22 protein-coding genes and 1 pseudogene are annotated in these 19061 nt (G+C 70.7%); 11 read left to right on the top strand and 12 right to left on the bottom strand.

All coding sequences use genetic code 11. The features are described from left to right. Window positions 1-6: 6 nt before the first annotated feature. Window positions 7-1203, bottom strand: coding sequence for a phage tail protein (locus ACSLTV_RS03195; protein WP_435611584.1), 1197 nt, complete (start codon window positions 1201-1203; stop codon window positions 7-9). Window positions 1204-1247: 44 nt separating this feature from the next. Next, the gene (locus ACSLTV_RS03190) at window positions 1248-2003 is read right to left on the bottom strand and encodes a hypothetical protein (RefSeq protein WP_432155453.1); all 756 of its coding nucleotides are present in this window, start codon (window positions 2001-2003) and stop codon (window positions 1248-1250) included. 20 nt (window positions 2004-2023) lie between these two features. On the opposite strand from ACSLTV_RS03190, the gene ACSLTV_RS03185 reads away from it, so the two are divergent. After that, on the top strand, window positions 2024-2497 hold the full coding sequence (locus ACSLTV_RS03185; protein WP_432134197.1) for a hypothetical protein: 474 nt from the start codon (window positions 2024-2026) through the stop codon (window positions 2495-2497). An 86-nt stretch (window positions 2498-2583) separates the two neighbouring features. Here ACSLTV_RS03185 and ACSLTV_RS03180 read toward each other — a convergent pair whose 3' ends face one another. After that, window positions 2584-2793 (bottom strand): hypothetical protein, encoded by a 210-nt coding sequence (locus ACSLTV_RS03180; RefSeq protein ID WP_432134196.1) that lies wholly within the window; start codon window positions 2791-2793, stop codon window positions 2584-2586. Between the two features lie 388 nt (window positions 2794-3181). On the opposite strand from ACSLTV_RS03180, the gene ACSLTV_RS03175 reads away from it, so the two are divergent. Next, the gene (locus ACSLTV_RS03175; protein ID WP_435611583.1) at window positions 3182-4054 is read left to right on the top strand and encodes a hypothetical protein; all 873 of its coding nucleotides are present in this window, start codon (window positions 3182-3184) and stop codon (window positions 4052-4054) included. Window positions 4055-4108: 54 nt separating this feature from the next. Here the strand turns inward: ACSLTV_RS03175 and ACSLTV_RS03170 are convergent, their stop codons facing one another. The 5 genes from ACSLTV_RS03170 to ACSLTV_RS03150 form a co-directional block, all read right to left on the bottom strand. Continuing rightward, window positions 4109-4498: a hypothetical protein gene (locus tag ACSLTV_RS03170; protein WP_432134404.1), complete on the bottom strand. Its 390-nt coding sequence runs from the start codon at window positions 4496-4498 to the stop codon at window positions 4109-4111. 65 nt (window positions 4499-4563) lie between these two features. Next, the gene (locus tag ACSLTV_RS03165; RefSeq protein WP_432155450.1) at window positions 4564-4854 is read right to left on the bottom strand and encodes a hypothetical protein; all 291 of its coding nucleotides are present in this window, start codon (window positions 4852-4854) and stop codon (window positions 4564-4566) included. An 89-nt stretch (window positions 4855-4943) separates the two neighbouring features. Continuing rightward, window positions 4944-5555: a phage tail protein gene (locus tag ACSLTV_RS03160; protein WP_432155449.1), complete on the bottom strand. Its 612-nt coding sequence runs from the start codon at window positions 5553-5555 to the stop codon at window positions 4944-4946. Between the two features lie 134 nt (window positions 5556-5689). Beyond that, window positions 5690-6103: a hypothetical protein gene (locus ACSLTV_RS03155; RefSeq protein WP_435611582.1), complete on the bottom strand. Its 414-nt coding sequence runs from the start codon at window positions 6101-6103 to the stop codon at window positions 5690-5692. A 418-nt stretch (window positions 6104-6521) separates the two neighbouring features. After that, window positions 6522-7022, bottom strand: coding sequence for a helix-turn-helix domain-containing protein (locus ACSLTV_RS03150; protein ID WP_435611581.1), 501 nt, complete (start codon window positions 7020-7022; stop codon window positions 6522-6524). Window positions 7023-7275: 253 nt separating this feature from the next. On the opposite strand from ACSLTV_RS03150, the gene ACSLTV_RS03145 reads away from it, so the two are divergent. The 3 genes from ACSLTV_RS03145 (at window position 7276) to ACSLTV_RS03135 (ending at window position 9184) form a co-directional block, all read left to right on the top strand. After that, window positions 7276-7575, top strand: coding sequence for a WhiB family transcriptional regulator (locus tag ACSLTV_RS03145; RefSeq protein WP_432155446.1), 300 nt, complete (start codon window positions 7276-7278; stop codon window positions 7573-7575). Beyond that, the gene (locus ACSLTV_RS03140; protein WP_435611580.1) at window positions 7568-8242 is read left to right on the top strand and encodes a hypothetical protein; all 675 of its coding nucleotides are present in this window, start codon (window positions 7568-7570) and stop codon (window positions 8240-8242) included. Before ACSLTV_RS03145 ends, ACSLTV_RS03140 begins: the two co-directional genes overlap by 8 nt. 450 nt (window positions 8243-8692) lie before the next feature. Continuing rightward, complete coding sequence (locus tag ACSLTV_RS03135) at window positions 8693-9184, top strand: DUF1707 and DUF4190 domain-containing protein (protein ID WP_432155501.1); 492 nt, start codon at window positions 8693-8695, stop codon at window positions 9182-9184. Between the two features lie 102 nt (window positions 9185-9286). On the opposite strand, the gene ACSLTV_RS03130 is transcribed toward ACSLTV_RS03135, so the two are convergent. Then, complete coding sequence (locus ACSLTV_RS03130) at window positions 9287-10585, bottom strand: glycosyltransferase family 39 protein (protein WP_432155500.1); 1299 nt, start codon at window positions 10583-10585, stop codon at window positions 9287-9289. 152 nt (window positions 10586-10737) lie between these two features. Between ACSLTV_RS03130 and ACSLTV_RS03125 the strand changes: the two are divergent. From ACSLTV_RS03125 to ACSLTV_RS03100, 6 genes and pseudogenes are all read left to right on the top strand, one after another. Beyond that, a pseudogene (locus ACSLTV_RS03125) lies at window positions 10738-11682 on the top strand (glycosyltransferase family 2 protein); the annotation flags it as partial. Window positions 11683-12200: 518 nt separating this feature from the next. Next, window positions 12201-12572, top strand: coding sequence for a 30S ribosomal protein S12 (gene rpsL / locus ACSLTV_RS03120; protein ID WP_003948652.1), 372 nt, complete (start codon window positions 12201-12203; stop codon window positions 12570-12572). Window positions 12573-12574: 2 nt separating this feature from the next. After that, window positions 12575-13045: a 30S ribosomal protein S7 gene (gene rpsG / locus ACSLTV_RS03115; protein WP_264924788.1), complete on the top strand. Its 471-nt coding sequence runs from the start codon at window positions 12575-12577 to the stop codon at window positions 13043-13045. A 39-nt stretch (window positions 13046-13084) separates the two neighbouring features. Beyond that, window positions 13085-15211: an elongation factor G gene (gene fusA, locus ACSLTV_RS03110; protein WP_432155444.1), complete on the top strand. Its 2127-nt coding sequence runs from the start codon at window positions 13085-13087 to the stop codon at window positions 15209-15211. 157 nt (window positions 15212-15368) lie between these two features. Further along, window positions 15369-16562, top strand: a complete 1194-nt coding sequence (gene tuf / locus ACSLTV_RS03105) for an elongation factor Tu (protein ID WP_432155443.1) — start codon at window positions 15369-15371, stop codon at window positions 16560-16562. A 253-nt stretch (window positions 16563-16815) separates the two neighbouring features. Further along, complete coding sequence (locus ACSLTV_RS03100; RefSeq protein ID WP_435611579.1) at window positions 16816-17595, top strand: hypothetical protein; 780 nt, start codon at window positions 16816-16818, stop codon at window positions 17593-17595. Window positions 17596-17760: 165 nt separating this feature from the next. On the opposite strand, the gene ACSLTV_RS03095 is transcribed toward ACSLTV_RS03100, so the two are convergent. The 3 genes from ACSLTV_RS03095 to ACSLTV_RS03085 form a co-directional block, all read right to left on the bottom strand. Next, window positions 17761-17970 (bottom strand): 4-oxalocrotonate tautomerase family protein, encoded by a 210-nt coding sequence (locus ACSLTV_RS03095; protein WP_432155441.1) that lies wholly within the window; start codon window positions 17968-17970, stop codon window positions 17761-17763. Window positions 17971-18102: 132 nt separating this feature from the next. Further along, on the bottom strand, window positions 18103-18303 hold the full coding sequence (locus tag ACSLTV_RS03090; RefSeq protein ID WP_435611578.1) for a hypothetical protein: 201 nt from the start codon (window positions 18301-18303) through the stop codon (window positions 18103-18105). Next, on the bottom strand, window positions 18300-19061 hold the full coding sequence (locus ACSLTV_RS03085; protein ID WP_435611577.1) for an SDR family oxidoreductase: 762 nt from the start codon (window positions 19059-19061) through the stop codon (window positions 18300-18302). Before ACSLTV_RS03085 ends, ACSLTV_RS03090 begins: the two co-directional genes overlap by 4 nt.

The raw sequence follows: 19061 nt of genomic DNA, 5'->3' as shown, positions 1-19061 counted from the left end.
CGGCGCTCATCCGCGTGCCTTGGCCAGGAACATCAGCGCGTCGGCGGTGCGCTGGGGGCTGCTGGTCTCGGCCGCGTAGTAGTGCTCGATGTGCAGGGCGGCGCCGTCGGCGGCGGAGGCACCGGCGTACGGCATGCCGTGCGCGGCGGCGCGGCGCAGCAGCCGGTCGAGCTTGCTGAGCGGCAGGACGGCCTCGGCCTCGCCGGCCTCGGCGAGGATCGCGGGGACACCGCCGGAGCGGGGCATCACGACGCCGCCGGCGGCCAGGGCGGGGATCCTCGGCAGGTGGACGCCGAAGGTCTTGCCGCCGACGCCGGGCACCCAGCCGGGGATCGACACCTTGATGCGGTTCAGGGCGCCGATCGCGCGGTTGATGATGCCGATGACGGCGTTGATCGGGCCCTTGACGGCGCTCTTGATGCCGTTGAAGGCGCGGCCCGCGATGCCCTTCAGGCCGCCCCAGATGCTGGACAGCTTGTTCTTCACGGCGCGGAAGGCGTTCGGGACGGCCGACCTGATCCAGCGGACGACCGGTGAGATGACGGCCTTGATGCCCCGCCACACGCCGGAGACGACCGACTTGATCGCCTTGAGCGCGGTGCCGATGACCTTCTTCCAGACGCCGACGTAGGTCTTGATGACCTTGGCTACCGCCTTGACCACGGCGGTGATCGCCTTCTTGATGCCGCTCCACACCGATTTGATCAGCTTGGCGGCCTTCTTCATGATCGGCCCGATGGCCTTCATGACCTTGCTGATCACCGACTTGATGACCCCGAAGGCCGTCTTGAGCACCTTCTGCATGGTCTTCGACCTGGTCGCCATCTCGACGACCTTCTCGATGAGCGGCATCAGCAGGTCCATGAGCATGCCGAAGAAGTTGCCCTTCATCGACTTGTTCATCTTGTCCTGCCCCTTGGCCGCCTTCTTGGCGCCCGCCTCGTACTTGCCGAGGTTCCTACCGGCGGAGGATCCGGTCCGGCCGGCTCTGGCGAGGGATTTCTCGGTGCGGTCGGCGGCGGTCTTGAGCTGCTTGAGCTGGGTGGTGGAAGCCTGCGCGGAGGACTTCAGCTTCCGAATTCCTGATTCCCCGGCCTTGGCCTGGCTACCTACGGCCTTCGCCGCTTCGGCGGCGCCGGAGGCCTTCGTTCTGAATGATTGCAACGCTGTGGAGGATTTTCGCAGACTTGAAACGAGCGACACGGAAACCTCTTTTCAGGGGAGCGGGTCCGGTTGCGTGGACAGCCTTAGCCCAGGGCGCGGAGCAGGTCGGTGACCCGGGATTCGAGAGCGCGAACCTGTGCGGCCGCGTCCTTGAGGCGCTTGGGGTCCTGGCTTGTCACACTGGGGGCGCCGGCGGCGGCACGGATGGCCTCGCCCTGCCGTCGCCTGACGCGGTCGACGGCGTCGAGGCGCCTGTGGGCCCGCTTGGCCGACCCCTCCACGACCTTGATGTCGCCGTCGACCCTGCCGAACCGTCGCCTCATGTCCTGTTCGAGATCCGCGACGAGATCGACGGCGCCGTCGTGCGCGGATCGCGCGATGGTCCGCGCCCGGTCGACATCGGTGCGGAGGTCCGCGAGTCGACCGTCGACGCGGGTCCTCGACTGGGCCAGATCGTCCACCCGTCCTTCGAGGGCCGTGACCGTCCGAGCTGCGGCGGACGCGGTTCCGCGTCCGTTCTCCAGCGCGCTGACCCAGGGGAATTCGTAGATCTTCGCGCCCATGAGGTACACGCCGGACTCATCCACTTTGAAGCCGTCGAACGACGCCGTCACGGCGCTGACGTCGAACTTGGCCAACTGCTCGCTCCAGTACAGGCTCTGACTCGACGCATTGATCGAGCTGCCGTCCGGATCCATGTGCTTCAGCCAGTTGGCCGGTGCTTCGAAGGCGCTGCCCACGGAGCTGTAGGCCACCTCGATGTAGTGATTGATCTGGTCTATCATGCCGTTCACGAAGTTGCTCAGTTCGCGGAATGCCGGGTTGGGTGGGACGGTCATAAGACCTCCTTTGGATTCCGATGTCCTACGAAGGGGTCCGTGATTCCGTGCTCGTTTCCCTAGTTGCCGCCCTCATCGTTTCTTCGCTACCGGCGCTGGGGCTCTATTTCTCCCTGCGGGCGATGCGGTTTGTCATCCGACTGCTCTCGGATGAACGGCTGTTGGGAAGGGTGGGCGAACGGACGGACGGAGAATGCGTCGGTCTGATACCGGCCCGGCGTGGAGTTCGGCTGATGGTTCTGTTCCTCGACGATTCGGGCGACGAGCACACTTTTCAGAGCAAAGTGCTGACGGAGGCACTGATTCCACAGGTCGGGGAGTCTGTGGGGGTCGTCTATCTGCCGGACCGGCCGGCGGTCGCGCGGATCACACCGCGGAAGGCGGCCGCTGACAACGTGTCCTGGGGCTGCCTCGCGTTGCCCTTCCTGGCGGCCGTGGCCTTCGGGGCGGCGGCGCTCATCGCGAGGCTTCTCTGGGAGGCTCTCGCCACCTGAGGCGGATTCGGGTGTCCGCAGGCAGTCGGACCCCCGGCGCGCGGACGCCCCACATCTGTCCGCTCTGGGGGGCGGGCCTGCTTCCGTCAGGGCCGCTTGGGAGGGGTGTTGCGGCGGGCCGCCGTCAGCGCGTCCGACCAGCCGGCGGCGTACGCGCGCGACTCCCGGGCCAGCAGCTCCTCGTAGACGCGGTCGAGCAGGGCCTCGCGGTCGCCGGTGGGGGTGTGCAGGAGGTGGGCGAGGCGGGTGTAGGTGTCGATCGGCTGCTGTCGGGAGTCGCTGGTGCCAGTCGCCATGTCTGCTGCCTGCTTTCCGGTCTGTCCGCTGGGCTGGTGGTACAGGTGGCGCCTCTGGGGGTGTTCGAAGCGTCTGTTCGAACTAGTGTACGAGTAATCCCGTGGTGCCGTTCCGTGTTTGCCGAGGAACCACCCGGTGGCGCCGTCCGGACCTGCGGTGATGCGGGGTGCGGTGGAGGTCGCGTCAGGTCCGTGGAGTAGGATCCGGCCGTCCTCCCGTCGGTGAAGAGACAGTGAACACAGCGCTCGCAGCGGGGAACTGAGAGCGCGTCAGACGACGGTGGACGGCGGCCGGGCAGCCGTCCTCGCGCGGGGGGCGCGATGGGGCAGGGACGAGAGCAAGGCCAACGGGGTGGACGGGGACGCGAGCAACGCGCGGCATCAGCATGTGATCGACTGGCTCGAACAAGCCTCCGATCTGCCACATCTCATCGCCCGTGTCTCCGAGCTCGTCCTCCGTCTGGGACACGCGCCGGAGGACCTGGTCGTCCTCCCCCGGGCGGAACTCGACCGGCGTGAGCTGGCCGCGTACAGCGCGGGCTGGGCCGACGTGGTCGCCGAGCAACTGCCGGCGATACGGCGGGCCTACGAGGAGCGGATCACGGCGGCCTACGTGCAGGGCCAGGAGGACGCCCGGACGGGACGCCGGCCGCGCCGGGCCCGCCGGGCCGAGGGGGAGCGGGGCGGTGAGGTGATCCCGCTGCCGTACGTGGAACTGCTGCGGCCCCCTTCCGAGGTGACGCGCGTGGAGCGGCGGGGGGAACGGGAGCGGTCGGTGGCGGACGGGTCGGTGGTGCCGGTGCCGCCCCCGGCGGACGGTGACGAGGATGACGCCGAGTACGAGAGGGACGGACGGGCCGGCGAGGAGCCGGTCTCCGGTCCGGCGGCCGACGTGCGGCTTCCCGGGCGCGAGCCGCGGGAGAAGCGGACGGCGCCCTCCGAGCGGCGCACGGTCGTACGCCGCAACGGCCGGCCGAGCGTGCCCCCGCTCGCGCTGCCCGGTGACACCGGAGCCGCCCGCGACCGGGGACGCCGCGAGCCCCTCGAACAGCGGTCCCCGCACGGGCCGGTCGAGCAGCGATCCCCGCACGGGCCGGTCGGACAGCCGCCCGCGCAGGACCCGGTCGACCCGCCGCCTCCCGTGCCCAGGGGCGAGGAACGCCCCCGACTCTCGGACAGGGCCCGGGCCCTCGCGGAGGAGCTGGAGGGCCGGGCGGCCGTCCGCCGCCGGGACGACGAACAGCCGGGCGGCGGCCACTGAGCGAACCGCCCGCCCGGGGCTGCCGCACCCGCGACCCAGGCGAAGAACCGGAACTCAGGCGAAGAACCTCGCCAGCTGGGCCGGTGACGGCGCCGACGGGTCCCGGCCGCCGGAGTCCGGGCCGGCCGGGCCGGACTCCGGCCCGGTGTCCCCGGACGGGTGCTCCGCCGGGTCGTACGCCTCCTCCGCCGGCCCGGTCGGCCGCGGCACCGGGACCGGCGGTTCCGGCTGGTCGCCGTCCTCCGCCGAGTTGACGCAGGCGAACATCCAGTTGGCGGCCGCCAGATGGTCCACGGCGGCGGCCAGCAGATGGTCGGTCACCGACCAGTCGGCGGCCTCCCCGTGCAGTTCCCGGTTGAGCGCGCTGTCCCGCGGCAGGTGCTTGACGAGCACCGTGAGCCGCCGCTCGGACAGCCGCTCGCGGTGCCAGTCGAGCAGGTCGATGCCGTAGTAGCGGAGCAGGTCCGCTTCGAGTGCCTCGGCGTGTTCGTCGACGAACCCGACGAGGCTCAGTCTTCCCCCAGGCCGAGCCCGGTCTCCTTGCCGTAGGCCTCCAGGACGGCGGCGATGTCCTGCATGGTGACCTCGTGCCGCTCGAAGCGGGCGAACTGCTGCTCGCCCATGAGGAGGCCGAGGAGCCCGTCGACGTCGTTGTCGTCGAGCCCCCGCAGTGCCCGCGCGGTGGCCCGGGTCAGCTCGGTGGGCAGGGTGAAGGTCTCGCCGTCGAGCTCGAACGACCAGGCCCGGCCGAGGGCTTCAAGGCGCTGGGCGCGGGCGGCGTTGACATCGAAAGAGGCCATGGTGACGCGTACTCCTTTTCAGGCGTGCGGGGAGAGCGGTGAAGGGCGGGCGGGGCGGGCGGCGGGTGCCGGCCGCCCCGCCCGGTGGGTCAGGACGCGGCGTACGAGACGTCCTTCATCAGGAAGCTGGCCAGCGCCGACTTGCCCGGGGTGGCCATCGCCGTGAAGGTGATGCCGAGCTGCGCGGCGGCCTTGCGGCCCAGCTTGATGTCGTCCACGGCGGTGACCTGGCCGCGCGGGATGCCGAAGCGGTAGGTCACGGCCTCGTCGGCGGCGGCGTCCGCGCGGACGTCGGTGAACTCCAGGCCGAGGGCGTGCGCGTCGGCGTACGGCCGGTCGGCCACGTCGTACTTGTAGACGCCCGGGTTGTTGGTGGTGTCCAGCGCGGTGACGTCACCGCCGCCCATGAACAGGGGCAGCGTGTCCTCGTTGAACTGCATCAGCGAGAACTTCAGCGTCAGGTCGCGGTCCGAGTACACGAAGTGCACCGGGCTGACCGCCTGCCACACGTCGATCGGCTCCAGCTTGTCCTTCTTGCTGAAGGTGACGCCGTCGCCGGAGGTGAAGCCGAGGTCCGTCCAGCCGGTCCAGTCGGTGGCCGGGGTGCCGGTGAAGGCGGTCGGCAGCTCGGTGCCGGCGGCGGCGTAGTAGAGCCGGCCGACTCCGGCGATGCGGATCTCGGAGGAGTTGGTTCCTGCCATTGCTGGGTCTCCTTGAAGAGAGGGTGAGGAAAGGGGTGGTGCTGCCGTTCCCGGGAAGGCCCGGGTACGGCGAAGGCCCCGCCGGGGACGGCGGGGCCTTCGGCCTGTGGGGTGCGGCTACGGGCGCACCGGTGTCAGTACACGTCCAGGAACACCTTGAGCACGCACACGTAGCGGTGGGCGGCGGCGTACAGGTAGTCGGGCAGCCAGCGCGGGCCGTCCTGCTCCTCCACCTCGGTGATGAGGTTCCTGCCGTAGCGGTTGCCGGCGGCGGCCATCAGGGCGCGGCGGGCCGAGTTGGCCAGGACGTGCGCCTGCTGCTTGGTCGGGCCGTACACCTCCAGCTCGATCAGCGGCTGGTCGACGTGGAGATCGCCGATCCAGGCGCCGCCGCGCCGGTTGACGAGGACGGCGGCGCTGGTGCCGTTGAAGTCCGTCGGCGGCTGGACGGTGACGAGCGCCGTGGACAGGGCCGAGTCGGCCTCCAGGATGTCGACGACCAGGGCCTCGACGTCGGGGAAGGCGCTCGGTGGGGTGGGTGTGGTCATGCCGGGTCACCTCGGGTCGACTGGGCGGGGTGAGGGACGCCGGGCGGGCGCCGCGCGGGGAAGGCGAGCAGGGGCCGCGGCGCCACGGCCCGGCTTACGGCGAGGTGGCCTGGCCCGTCTCGCGGGCACAGCTCCGCCGCTGCACCAACTGTGACATGCGAGCGTGCGCGCACGCAACTCAATCCGGGAGGCGATGGAGATTTCCGTTGCCGCAGGGGGTGAAGGGGGAGGGGAGGCCGCTGGCGCGGAGGAGGGTGCTGGGTGCGCCGAGGCGGCTTCCGGGATCCGGGACCGTCCCGCACGCCCGGGGTGGTGACGCGTGACCGACCGGCCGGGCGGCGCGGTCGCGCCCTCGTGCCGCCCGCGGGCGGGCGCACCCGTCGGCCCACGGGTGCCCGTCAGGGGCGAGGCGGCGAGGTCAGCCGACGCCGGGGGTGTCGGCCGCCGCCTCGGCGAGGACGCGGTCGTCGGCCTGCACCGCCGCCCCGGCCTCCCCCTCCGGCCGGGCCTCGTTGGGCAGGAACTGCTCCACCACCCGGACGAACATCTCCCGCCGGTCGGCCGGCACCCCCAGCAGGTCCGCGACCTCCTCCAGCGTGGGACGGCGGACGGACTCGGCCCCGGGGCCCGGGCCGGCCAGGTGCGCGTGCGGATCGGCCAGTTCCTCGGCGGTGAGGCGGCCGGAGCGGATCAGCATGTCGCGCACCGGGACGCCGAGCACGCGCGCGAGCCGACGCGTGGTCTCCAGGTCGGGCATGCTCTGGCGCTGCAGCAGCCGGGTCACCGCGGCGCGGTGCACCCCCGCCTCGTCGGCGATGCGCGACTTGCCGCCGCCGCGTGGACTGTCGATGTCGTACCCGCGGTCGCGCATCAGGTCTTCGACCCATGCCGCGAACGCGTCCAGATCCTGGCTGGTCATCTCTGTGCTCGCTTCCCTAGGAGAGGGCAAGTTTAGCTTGCTTGCGCGCGCGGTATTACGCGCTCTCGTGCAACGACTGGGGAAAATTCGTGGGATTCGCGGAGAATCCGTGACCGAGTCCCACTGGTCGGGCGCCTGCCCGGCGGCAAGTGATCGAAACTCATTGCGAGCGCGCACGCAATCTGTAAGGCTGAGGGGCGCGTTCACTTCGCGCGCCCCGTTCACGCGTCCACGCGACATCAGGGAGGCCCCCATGTCCGCAGCCGGTTCCTGCCCACCTCCTGATCCCTGGCAGTCCGCCGCGGCCTGCGCCGGACTGCCACCGGGGATCGTCTTCGCCAAGAAGCCCAAGGCCGCCGCGCCCGCCCTGCGCGCCTGCGCCCGCTGCACCGTGCGGCACGCCTGCGAGCAGGTCGTGGCCCCGGCCGAGAACGGGTTCGACGGTGTCTGCGGCGGCCGCCTGTGGCGCTCCGGCCGTCCCGTCCCGGTTCCGGACGCACTGCTGCCGACCGCCCTGCGGTACCTGCCCCGCCAGGGAGGCGCCGGTGCCTGAGCAGAGCGCCACCGCCCACGCCGCCCTCTGGATCTCCACCCTCCTGCAGCAGTTCCCGGAGCTGTCCGCCGAACTCGCCCCGGGCCGCGCCTCCGCCGTCCACCGCCCGGCCGCACCGCCCCCCGCGGACCTCGCCGGCCGGCTCCGCGAGGAACGCGCGGAGGCGCTGCTGATGCAGCAGCGCCACGGCCTGGCCGTCCCCGGCCACAGCGCCGCCCCGCTGCGGCTGCACATCTCCGACACCATCCGCGACATCACTGACGGGGTGACCGAACTGGAGGAGGCCGTCCGCGACCGGCTCGGGCTGCCCCGGGTGCGCCGCGCGCCCGTCGCCGAGCGGCTGCGCCGGATCGCCGCCCTGCTCGACGGCATCGCCGCCGACCCGGTGCTGGCCGCCCACGTCCGCGACGAGACCCGCCGGATGGCCCGCCGCTGCGCCCGCGCGCTCGGTGACACCGAGACGGTCGTACGGGTGTCCGGGCGCTGCCCCTGGTGCGACTCGGTGTCGCTGCGCGCCTTCCCCGACCGCGGCGCGGTGCTGTGCGTCAACCCCGCGTGCCGCTGCACGGACCCGCTGTGCGGCTGCCACGACGACCCGGCCTACCGTCACACCTGGGCCGAGGGCGAGTGGGAACGCGCGTCGGCCACCGGGGAGGCAGGCCGGTGACCCCCCGGACGCCCACCCTGATCCCCGGCCCGCTCGCCGCCCGGGAGGCCGGCGTCGCGCCCGCGACCATCCGCAAATGGGTCCAGCTCGGCCGTCTGACACCGGCCGGCAAGGCGGGCCGGGCCCAGCTGTTCCGCCTGGAGGACGTCTTCGCTGCCGAACGTGCGGCACATGGCCCGGGCCACCGGTCGCGGCGGGGAGACGCGCCTCAGCGCGGAGAAGCCGAGGATCACGGAGAGAACGGGCGGAACGCCGAGAAGGGGCGGATCACGGAGAACCGGCGGATCGCCGGAGAACGGCGGGTTGACGGCGGTCCGGCGGTTCAGCGGGGGAACCGTCGGCGGCCGGGGCGCGTTGGGGAATGATGGAGGCAGTCAGTCGTCCGGGGGAGGTGGGTCCGTGTCGTATCCGTCGCCATGGCAGCCGTGGCAGGGGCAGAGCAGCCCGTCGATGCTCGCCTCCCACGCCGATCGCGAGCGCGCCGTCGACGTGCTCAGAGCGGGCTTCAGCGAGGGGCGCCTGCAACAGAGCGAGTTCGAGAAGCGGGTGGCCCGGGCGTACGAGGCGCGGACCGTCGCCGAGTTGTCCATGCTCGTGGCCGATCTGCCGGTCGGGCCCCTGTCGGTCCAGCCGGCCGTCCCGCCGGTGCAGGGCTTCGGCGCGCCCGTCCCACGCACCTTCCTGCCGACGGCCCCGCCGCCGCCCACCAACAGCAAGGCGGTCGGCTCCATGATCTGCGGGGTCCTCACCACCATGACCCTGGGGATCACCGGCCTCCCCGCCGTCATCCTCGGGCACTCGGCACGCGCCGAGATCCGCCGCACCGGCCAGGGCGGGGACGGGTTCGCCCTCGCCGGACTGATCCTCGGCTGGCTCTCGGTGGCCGGCTGGGCGGCGTTCTTCCTGCTCATGATGGTCATCGGGGTGTCGTCCGGCGGGTGACCCGCCCCCGGTACCCGACCCGGCGCCCGCCCCGGACCGCCCGCCCCGGACCGCCCGCCCCGGACCCTCCGTCCGAGGCAGCCCCGGTCGGCCCGGTCCGGCCTACGGAATCCCCAACTCGAAGATCACATAGTGCGCGTACCACCCGGAGGCCACCGCGGCCGTCGTGAAGAACACCGTCAGGCTCGGCCACTTCAGCCGGCTCATGGCGGCCGCGGGCGCCAGCAGCAGCGGGAAGGCCGGCAGCAGATAACGCGAGGTGTTGCCGAACATCTGCTGGGTCCCGAGCACCGTCACGATGCTCGCCAGCGTGTACGCCACCAGCACCAGGGGCGGACGCCTGCGCAGCATCAGCGCGACCAGGAAGGGCAGCGCGATCACCAGCTGCACCGCGAGCAGATCCGGCGTGGAGAAGGCGAACAGGTAGTCGTCGTGCCCGACGGCGACGTTGCGCAGCACGTCCAGGGTGTAGGAACCCCAGTCGAAGTAGTGCGCCCACCCCTCGCGCTGAAGGGTGAAGTAGGCGGTCGCGTCCCCCATGCGGTAGCTGACCCAGCCGATGTACGTCAGCAGGCCGAGCGGCGCCGCGACCATCGCGTACACCGGCCCCGCCACCCCCTGCTCGCGCCGGCTGTCCCGGCGCAGGACCGTGACGAGTGCCGCGAGCCCCACCGCGCCGATGAGCGCGGCCGAGGTCGGGCGGTTCAGCCCCGCCAGGAAGGCCAGCAGGCCCGCCGCCACCCAGCGCCGCCGCATCACGCAGTAGCAGGTCCAGGCGGCGACGGCGACGAACAGCGACTCCGAGTACACCGCCCACTCCACGCCCGCACCGGGCGCCACGGCCCACAGCCCGGCGGCGATCGTGCCGGCCCGCACGCCGGCGAGGGCGGCCACGACGGCGTAGATCCCGGCAGCCGCCACGAACGAGGCGAGGACGGAGACCAGGATGCCGGAGCCGAACAGGCCGAGGCCGGTCACCTCCGACACGCCGCGGATCAGGCCGGGGTAGAGCGGGAAGAAGGCGACCGAGTCCTGCTTGACCGTGAACAGACCGCCCGACGGGAGCCGCTGCAGCGGCTTGGGGTCGTACCCTTTCTCGGCGACCTGGAGGTACCACCAGCCGTCCCAGGTCGACAGGACGTCCCACCAGTGGGCGCCGCCCCCGAACCGCGGCTGCTTCTTCCGGTAGTCGCCGGCGTACTCCAGCAGGATGGCGAAGATGGTGAGGCCGACGAGCTTGGTGACGCCGTACAGCACCAGCGGCGGGACGTACGGCCGCGCCGCGGGCGGCACGGTGATCCGTCGTCCCCGGCCGGAGCGGCCGGCGCGCGCGCCGGGCAGGACGGAACCCGCGGGGCCCTCGGCCGGGGCGCCGTTCGATGCCGTGTCCTCGGAAGCCATGCTCAAGCCCGCCGTCCCCCCTCGGCCGACCGCCGGGGGCAGGGGACGTACCGCTGTCCGGATAGTCGTGAAGTGTCAGTCATAAGATCGCATCAGGGTCGCACGTGTGCGGCGCCAGACTCGCACGCAGCCGTCGAAGAGGGGAGGACCGGGTGTCCGAACCGGTGACCGTGCTGTCCGTCGTCATACCGATGTACAACGAGGAAGAGGCCCTGCCCGCTCTGCTCAGCCGCGTGCGTCCGGTCCTCGCGGACCTCGGCGTGCCGTACGAGCTGATCGCCGTCGACGACGGAAGCACCGACCGTACCGCCGAGCTGCTCGCCGCCTTCCGGCTCGGCTGGCCCGAACTGCGCGTCATCGGCCTGCGCCGCAACTCCGGACACCAGGCCGCGCTGACCGCCGGCCTCGACCGCTCGGTCGGCGAGTACGTCGTCAGCCTGGACGCCGACCTCCAGGATCCGCCGGAGAAGATCCCCGACATGCTGACGCTGGCGCGCGGCGAGGGGCTCGACATCGTGTACGGGATCCGGGCGGACCGGGCCAGCGACACCGGGTTCAAGCGGTGGACCGCCGGTGTCTACTACCGGCTCGTACGACGGCTCGCCGGGCCGTCGGTGCCCGCTCAGGCGGGGGACTTCCGGCTGCTCAGCCGGGCCGCCGTCGACGCGCTGAAGGCCCTGCCGGACCAGCAGCGGGTCTACCGGCTGCTGGTGCCGTGGCTGGGCTTCCCGAGCGGCCGGGTCACCTACGAGCGCGCTCCGCGCACCGCCGGCCGCAGCAAGTACCCGCTCGGCCGGATGATCCGCCTCGCCGTCGACAGCATCACCGGCTTCTCGGCGGCGCCGCTGCGGCTGGCCACCTGGCTGGGCGGCTTCGCGTTCCTGGTGTGCCTGGGGCTGATGGCGTACACGCTGGGCGCCTACGCCTTCGACCGCACGGTCCCCGGGTGGACGTCGCTGTTCACCGGGGTGCTGTTCATCGGGGCGGTGCAGCTGATCTGCGTCGGGCTGCTGGGGGAGTACGTGGCGCGGATCTACACGGCGGTACAGAACCGGCCGACGTACTTCGTCGGGCACGACTCGGCGGACCGGGCAGGCACGGCGACTCGGGAGGACGCGGCGACTCGGCCGGGCGCGGCGGACGGCGGGGGCGCGGCGGGTCGGGCCGCCCCGGATGGACCGGCGGCTCCGGCCGGCCCGGCGATCCCGGACGCCCCGGCAGACCCGGCGATCCCGGACGCCCCGGCCGGCCCCGCGCCCCTCACGGAGGCGGCGGTTCCGGCGGCCGCGGCCGACCGGACGGAGCGGCCCGGGGACGCGGCGCCGGCGGATGCGGAACCCCGTTCGGTGTGGTAGTGGGCCCCGGGAGGAGGCCGGGCGCGTCGCTTTTGTTTTGACCGGAGTCTGTGGGCCGGTTACGCTCAGACCTTGTGCCTGGGGTGTGCCCTGGCTTCCGTGCGTGCCTTCGACCGCACGGCGAGTCGGCAGTGGCCACCGTAATCCGCGTTCCCTTTCGCCTGGCGGCGGGAGTGCGCCGGATTCGACACACCCGACCGCGTGGGTCGGCAAAGTTCCAGGTTAGCTGTACCCATCGGCACACAGAAACCGGAGAAGTAGTGCCTACGATCCAGCAGCTGGTCCGCAAGGGCCGGCAGGACAAGGTCGAGAAGAACAAGACGCCCGCACTCGAGGGTTCCCCTCAGCGTCGCGGCGTCTGCACGCGTGTGTTCACGACCACCCCGAAGAAGCCGAACTCGGCCCTGCGTAAGGTCGCGCGTGTGCGTCTGACCAGCGGGATCGAGGTCACCGCTTACATTCCGGGTGAGGGACACAACCTGCAGGAGCACTCCATCGTGCTCGTGCGCGGCGGCCGTGTGAAGGACCTGCCGGGTGTTCGCTACAAGATCATCCGTGGCTCCCTCGACACCCAGGGTGTCAAGAACCGCAAGCAGGCCCGCAGCCGTTACGGCGCCAAGAAGGAGAAGTAAGAATGCCTCGTAAGGGCCCCGCCCCGAAGCGCCCGGTCATCATCGACCCGGTCTACGGTTCTCCTCTGGTGACCTCCCTGATCAACAAGGTGCTGCTGAACGGCAAGCGCTCCACCGCCGAGCGCATCGTCTACGGCGCCATGGAGGGCCTGCGCGAGAAGACCGGCAACGACCCGGTCATCACGCTGAAGCGCGCTCTCGAGAACATCAAGCCGACCATCGAGGTCAAGTCCCGCCGTGTCGGTGGCGCCACCTACCAGGTCCCGGTCGAGGTCAAGCCCGGCCGTGCCAACACCCTGGCGCTGCGCTGGCTCGTCGGCTACTCCCGCGCCCGTCGCGAGAAGACGATGACCGAGCGTCTGCTGAACGAGCTCCTCGACGCGTCCAACGGCCTCGGCGCCGCTGTGAAGAAGCGCGAGGACACGCACAAGATGGCCGAGTCCAACAAGGCCTTCGCGCACTACCGCTGGTAGTCGCTACCCCATCGAGAACCGAGAGAAGACGAAAGCCTTATGGCTACCACTTCGCTTGACCTGGCCAAGGTGCGCAACATCGGCATCATGGCCCACATCGACGCGGGCAAGACGACCACCACCGAGCGGATCCTGTTCTACACCGGCGTTTCCTACAAGATCGGTGAGGTCCACGACGGCGCTGCCACCATGGACTGGATGGAGCAGGAGCAGGAGCGTGGCATCACGATCACCTCTGCTGCCACCACCTGCCACTGGCCGCTGGAAGACGTCGACCACACCATCAACATCATCGACACGCCGGGCCACGTCGACTTCACCGTCGAGGTGGAGCGTTCGCTGCGCGTGCTCGACGGTGCCGTGACGGTGTTCGACGGCGTCGCCGGCGTCGAGCCCCAGTCCGAGACGGTGTGGCGTCAGGCGGACCGCTACGGCGTTCCGCGTATCTGCTTCGTCAACAAGCTCGACCGCACCGGTGCCGAGTTCCACCGCTGCGTCGACATGATCACCGACCGTCTGGGCGCCCAGCCGCTCGTCATGCAGCTGCCGATCGGCGCTGAGGCGGACTTCAAGGGTGTCGTCGACCTGGTGACGATGAAGGCCTTCGTGTGGTCCGCCGAGGCCACCAAGGGCGAGATGTACGACACCGTCGACATCCCGGACACCCACGCCGAGGCCGCCGAGGAGTGGCGCGGCAAGCTGGTCGAGGCCGTCGCCGAGAACGACGAAGAGATCATGGAGCTGTACCTGGAGGGCCAGGAGCCCACCGTGGAGCAGCTGTACGCCGCGATCCGTCGTATCACCATCGCCTCCGGCAAGGGCACCGGCACCACGGTGACCCCGGTGTTCTGCGGCACCGCGTTCAAGAACAAGGGCGTCCAGCCCCTGCTCGACGCGGTCGTGCGCTACCTGCCGTCCCCCGTCGACATCGAGGCCATCGAGGGCCACGACGTCAAGGACGGCGAGACGGTCATCAAGCGCAAGCCGTCCGACGACGAGCCGCTGTCGGCGCTGGCGTTCAAGATCATGAGCGACCCGCACCTCGGCAAGCTCACCTTCGTCCGCGTGTACTCCGGCCGCCTGGAGTCCGGCACCGCCGTGCTGAACTCCGTCAAGGGCCGCAAGGAGCGCATCGGCAAGATCTACCGCATGCACGCCAACAAGCGTGAGGAGATCGAGTCGGTGGGTGCCGGCGACATCGTCGCCGTCATGGGTCTGAAGCAGACCACCACCGGCGAGACGCTCTGCGACGAGAAGAGCCCGGTGATCCTGGAGTCCATGGACTTCCCGGCGCCGGTCATCGAGGTCGCGATCGAGCCGAAGTCGAAGGGCGACCAGGAGAAGCTGGGCGTCGCGATCCAGCGCCTGGCCGAGGAGGACCCGTCCTTCCAGGTCCACACCAACGAGGAGACCGGCCAGACCGTCATCGGCGGTATGGGCGAGCTTCACCTCGAGGTGCTCGTGGACCGCATGAAGCGCGAGTTCAAGGTCGAGGCCAACGTCGGCAAGCCGCAGGTCGCGTACCGCGAGACGATCCGCAAGGCCGTCGAGAAGGTCGAGTACACCCACAAGAAGCAGACGGGTGGTACCGGTCAGTTCGGTAGGGTCATCATCGCGATCGAGCCGATCGAGAGCGGTGACACCTCGTACGAGTTCGTGAACAAGGTGACCGGTGGCCGTATCCCGAAGGAGTACATCCCTTCGGTGGACGCCGGTGCGCAGGAGGCCATGCAGTTCGGCATCCTCGCCGGTTACGAGATGACCGGCGTCCGCGTCACCCTGCTCGACGGTGCCTACCACGAGGTCGACTCCTCCGAGCTCGCCTTCAAGATCGCCGGTTCGCAGGCCTTCAAGGAGGCCGCGCGCAAGGCTTCGCCCGTGCTCCTGGAGCCGATGATGGCCGTCGAGGTCACCACGCCCGAGGACTACATGGGTGACGTCATCGGCGACATCAACTCCCGCCGTGGCCAGATCCAGGCCATGGAGGAGCGGGCCGGTGCCCGCGTCGTGAAGGGCCTCGTGCCCCTGTCGGAGATGTTCGGCTACGTCGGCGACCTCCGCAGCAAGACGTCGGGTCGCGCAAGCTACTCGATGCAGTTCGACTCCTACGCCGAGGTTCCGCGGAACGTCGCCGAGGAGATCATCGCGAAGGCCAAGGGCGAGTAACGCACCGCGTTCTCACGCCGTAGGCTTGACTCCGGAGCCTCACGGGGCAAACGTCCGCAATCGTCGGCGTTTGCCCCAGGTTCCGGGCATTAACAGCAAAGATCACCTGGCGCCGATGAAGTAAGGCGTACCAGAACCACTCCACAGGAGGACCCCAGTGGCGAAGGCGAAGTTCGAGCGGACTAAGCCGCACGTCAACATCGGCACCATCGGTCACATCGACCACGGTAAGACGACCCTCACGGCCGCCATTACCAAGGTGCTGCACGACGCGTACCCGGAGCTGAACGAGGCCACCCCGTTCGACAACATCGACAAGGCGCCCGAGGAGCGCCAGCGCGGTATCACCATCTCCATCGCGCACGTCGAGTACCAGACCGAGGCGCGTCACTACGCCCACGTCGACTGCCCGGGTCACGCGGACTACATCAAGAACATGATCACGGGTGCGGCGCAGATGGACGGCGCCATCCTCGTGGTCGCCGCCACCGACGGCCCGATGCCGCAGACCAAGGAGCACGTGCTCCTGGCCCGCCAGGTCGGCGTTCCGTACATCGTCGTCGCCCTGAACAAGGCCGACATGGTGGACGACGAGGAGATCCTGGAGCTCGTCGAGCTCGAGGTCCGCGAGCTGCTCTCCGAGTACGAGTTCCCGGGCGACGACCTGCCGGTCGTCAAGGTCTCCGCGCTCAAGGCCCTCGAGGGCGAGCCGGAGTACGTCCAGTCCGTCCTCGACCTGATGAAGGCCGTCGACGAGTCGATCCCGGAGCCCGAGCGCGACGTCGACAAGCCGTTCCTCATGCCGATCGAGGACGTCTTCACGATCACCGGTCGCGGTACGGTCGTCACCGGCCGTATCGAGCGTGGTGTCCTGAAGGTCAACGAGACCGTCGACATCATCGGCATCAAGACCGAGAAGACCACCACCACGGTCACCGGCATCGAGATGTTCCGCAAGCTGCTCGACGAGGGCCAGGCCGGTGAGAACGTCGGTCTGCTGCTCCGCGGCATCAAGCGCGAGGACGTCGAGCGCGGCCAGGTCATCATCAAGCCGGGCTCGGTCACCCCGCACACCGAGTTCGAGGCGCAGGCCTACATCCTCTCCAAGGACGAGGGTGGCCGCCACACGCCGTTCTTCAACAACTACCGCCCGCAGTTCTACTTCCGCACCACGGACGTGACCGGCGTCGTGCACCTCCCCGAGGGCACCGAGATGGTCATGCCGGGCGACAACACCGAGATGCGCGTCGAGCTGATCCAGCCCGTCGCCATGGAGGAGGGCCTGAAGTTCGCCATCCGTGAGGGTGGCCGGACCGTCGGCGCCGGCCAGGTCACCAAGATCGTCAAGTAAGTTCCGCTTGCTTGGGGTCTGTTGACCCGGTAGCTCCAGCTGCGAGCACCTGAAGGGGCCCGTACGACTTCGGTCGTACGGGCCTCTTCGTCTGTGTCCGCCCGTGTCCGTCTCTCTCCGGCGGTGTCCGCCTGTCGCCGCCTGTCGCCGCCTGTCGCCGCCTGTCTCCGTCCGTGTCCGTCTGTGTCCGGCCGGGTGCGGTTTCGTTACACGGCGCTGGCACACTCCTTCCCGACGGGGAAGGGGAACGTTCATGAAGAAGCGTCTGAGACGCGGTGTGGTGCCGGTACTGCTGGGGGCGGCGAGCCTGCTGCTGGTGGCGGGCTGCGGGCCGGAGGACGAAGCGGACACCGGGGCGGCGGGGCGACCGAGCAGCGCCGCGGCCGGCGATGCTTCGACGACACCCGAGGCGACCTCACCGGTGTCCCCGTCCGGCTCGTCGTCGCGACCCGGCTCGTCGTCCCCGTCCGGGGCACCGTCCTCGTCGGCCAGGCCGTCCCCGTCCGTGTCCGCGCCCGCATCGGCGTCTCCCACCCGCCCGGCCTGGCCGCGGGTCACCTTCGCCCGGCTGTCCTTCGAGACACCCCCGGGCTGGACCCTGACCCGGTCCGGCGAACACGGCGCCTGCCTCGAGCCGGTGAGCCGGGCCGGCCTGCCGAAGGTGTTCGGCTGCGCGGGGATCGCCGTCCTGACCGGCTCCATCCCCGGCAACGAACTCAGCCCCTACGAGGCCCGGCAGCCCGGCGGCTGGTACGCCGCCACCGACGTCCAGCCCTGCCCGGTCGGCGGGCTCCGCGCGGACGGCTCCCTGAACGGCATCACCGGTGGCTCCTCGTCCCCGCCCGTCGAGTCCGGCCTGCGCCCGGTCGGCGACCGCAAGGCGGCCTATGACCGCTGGACCGCCACCTGCGCCTCCGGCTACCGGTTCTCCCCGCAGGCCTGGTACCTGCCGGTCTCCCGGGTCCTCTTCCTCGACTACACGGGGCATCCGGAGACGGGGCGGGTACTGGGGTCGGTGCGGTTCCCGGGCTGAGGCTCGCGGGCTGGGCGGACCGGCACGCGGAAGCTCCCGGCAGGACGGCGCGGACTCGGTATCCGCGCGCCCACCAGGAGCTTCTCCGCAGGTGCCCACCGTCCCGCATCCTCAACGGCCGCAGTCGGCGGACCGGTTGGAGAACGCCAGCGAGGGCGGGGGGACTCAGGCGTCGCCGTTGAGCAGGGCGGCGGTCAGCACGTTGCCGGCGACGCCCCAACCGCCGTCGGGGACCTCGTCGACGAGGACCACGGTGGTGGGGCGGGCCCGCTCGCCGTAGATCTCGGCGTACAGGTCGGTGGTGCGTTCGACGATCTTCTTCTTGTCCTCGACGGTGAGGGTGCCGGCTGGAACCTTGAAATGAGCGAAAGGCACGGTGCTTCTCCTTGGGTTGTCTTCTTCCGTGGACCGGAAGTGCCTGTTCGAGGGAGGCCAGGGAGGCCAGGAAGGGCAGGGAGGCCAGGAAGGGCGGACGGCCCCGCGGGTGGAGGAGGATCCGGCGCCGCGCTAGTCCTTGAACTCGGCGAGCGGCGCGAAGGCGGGGGCGTTGCGGCCGGCGGTGGTGCGCATGCCGGTCCAGGTGTGCTGTCCCGACGGGTTGGTGACGCGGCCGGCCGGGGTGTGGCCGGCCTCGGCGAGGGCCCGTACGGTGACGCTCCCGAAGCCGCCGGAGGCACCCGTCACGACGACGCTCGGCTGTGCCGTCACACCAGGCCGCCGTTGGCGCGCAGGATCTGCCCGTTCACCCAGTGGCCCTGCGGACTGGTGAGGAAGGCCACCACATCGGCGATGTCCTCCGGGCTCCCCAGTCTCTCCAGCGGCGGGATCTTGGCGAGCCGGTCGATCTCCTCGTCCGTCTTGCCCTCCAGGAACAGATCCGTGGCCGTGGGTCCGGGGGCGACGGTGTTCACGGTGATGTCGCGACCGCGCAGCTCGCGGGCGAGGATCATCGTCATCGCCTCGACAGCGCCCTTGCTCGCCGCGTACGCCCCGTAGGAGGGGAACTGCGTACCGACCACGGAGGTCGACAGCGCCACGAACGAGCCGCCTGTCCGCAGCCGCCGCGCGGCCTGCCGGGCGACCACGAAAGCGCCCCGGACATTGGTGCGGTGCACGGCGTCGAAGACCTTCAGATCGAGCTCGGCGATGGGGGACAGAGCGAGTCTGCCCGCGGAGTTGACGACGGCGTCCACGCCGCCGAACTCCTCTTCCGCCCGGTGGAACAGTGCGGCGACCGCGTCTTCGTCGGCCACATCGCCCTGGACCGCGATCGCCCGCCCGCCGTCGGCGGTGACGGCCGCCACCGTCTCCTCTGCGGCCCCCGCGTCGCGGGCGTAGTTCACCACGACGGCCAGACCGTCCTGCGCCAGTTTCCGGGAGATCGCCCGGCCGATGCCGCGTGATCCGCCGGTGACGACGGCGACCCGCGTGGCCGATGGGGGCCGAAGGGAAGGATCTGCGTTCAT

Origin of the sequence: Streptomyces sp. bgisy159 (genome assembly GCF_965341775.1) — a bacterium.
In the GTDB taxonomy this organism is placed as follows: domain Bacteria; phylum Actinomycetota; class Actinomycetes; order Streptomycetales; family Streptomycetaceae; genus Streptomyces.
This window is presented reverse-complemented; position numbering and strand designations above follow the sequence as displayed.

Bases quoted from the DNA above. Each gene is read 5' to 3' on its own strand.
- ACSLTV_RS03190 (WP_432155453.1), bottom strand. From the start codon at position 2,003: ATGACCGTCCCACCCAACCCGGCATTCCGCGAACTGAGCAACTTCGTG.
- ACSLTV_RS03185 (WP_432134197.1), top strand. From the start codon at position 2,024: ATGTCCTACGAAGGGGTCCGTGATTCCGTGCTCGTTTCCCTAGTTGCC.
- ACSLTV_RS03180 (WP_432134196.1), bottom strand. From the start codon at position 2,793: ATGGCGACTGGCACCAGCGACTCCCGACAGCAGCCGATCGACACCTAC.
- ACSLTV_RS03165 (WP_432155450.1), bottom strand. From the start codon at position 4,854: ATGGCCTCTTTCGATGTCAACGCCGCCCGCGCCCAGCGCCTTGAAGCC.
- ACSLTV_RS03160 (WP_432155449.1), bottom strand. From the start codon at position 5,555: ATGGCAGGAACCAACTCCTCCGAGATCCGCATCGCCGGAGTCGGCCGG.
- ACSLTV_RS03155 (WP_435611582.1), bottom strand. From the start codon at position 6,103: ATGACCACACCCACCCCACCGAGCGCCTTCCCCGACGTCGAGGCCCTG.
- ACSLTV_RS03150 (WP_435611581.1), bottom strand. From the start codon at position 7,022: ATGACCAGCCAGGATCTGGACGCGTTCGCGGCATGGGTCGAAGACCTG.
- ACSLTV_RS03145 (WP_432155446.1), top strand. From the start codon at position 7,276: ATGTCCGCAGCCGGTTCCTGCCCACCTCCTGATCCCTGGCAGTCCGCC.
- ACSLTV_RS03135 (WP_432155501.1), top strand. From the start codon at position 8,693: ATGCTCGCCTCCCACGCCGATCGCGAGCGCGCCGTCGACGTGCTCAGA.
- ACSLTV_RS03130 (WP_432155500.1), bottom strand. From the start codon at position 10,585: ATGGCTTCCGAGGACACGGCATCGAACGGCGCCCCGGCCGAGGGCCCC.
- rpsG (WP_264924788.1), top strand. From the start codon at position 12,575: ATGCCTCGTAAGGGCCCCGCCCCGAAGCGCCCGGTCATCATCGACCCG.
- fusA (WP_432155444.1), top strand. From the start codon at position 13,085: ATGGCTACCACTTCGCTTGACCTGGCCAAGGTGCGCAACATCGGCATC.
- ACSLTV_RS03100 (WP_435611579.1), top strand. From the start codon at position 16,816: ATGAAGAAGCGTCTGAGACGCGGTGTGGTGCCGGTACTGCTGGGGGCG.
- ACSLTV_RS03085 (WP_435611577.1), bottom strand. From the start codon at position 19,061: ATGAACGCAGATCCTTCCCTTCGGCCCCCATCGGCCACGCGGGTCGCC.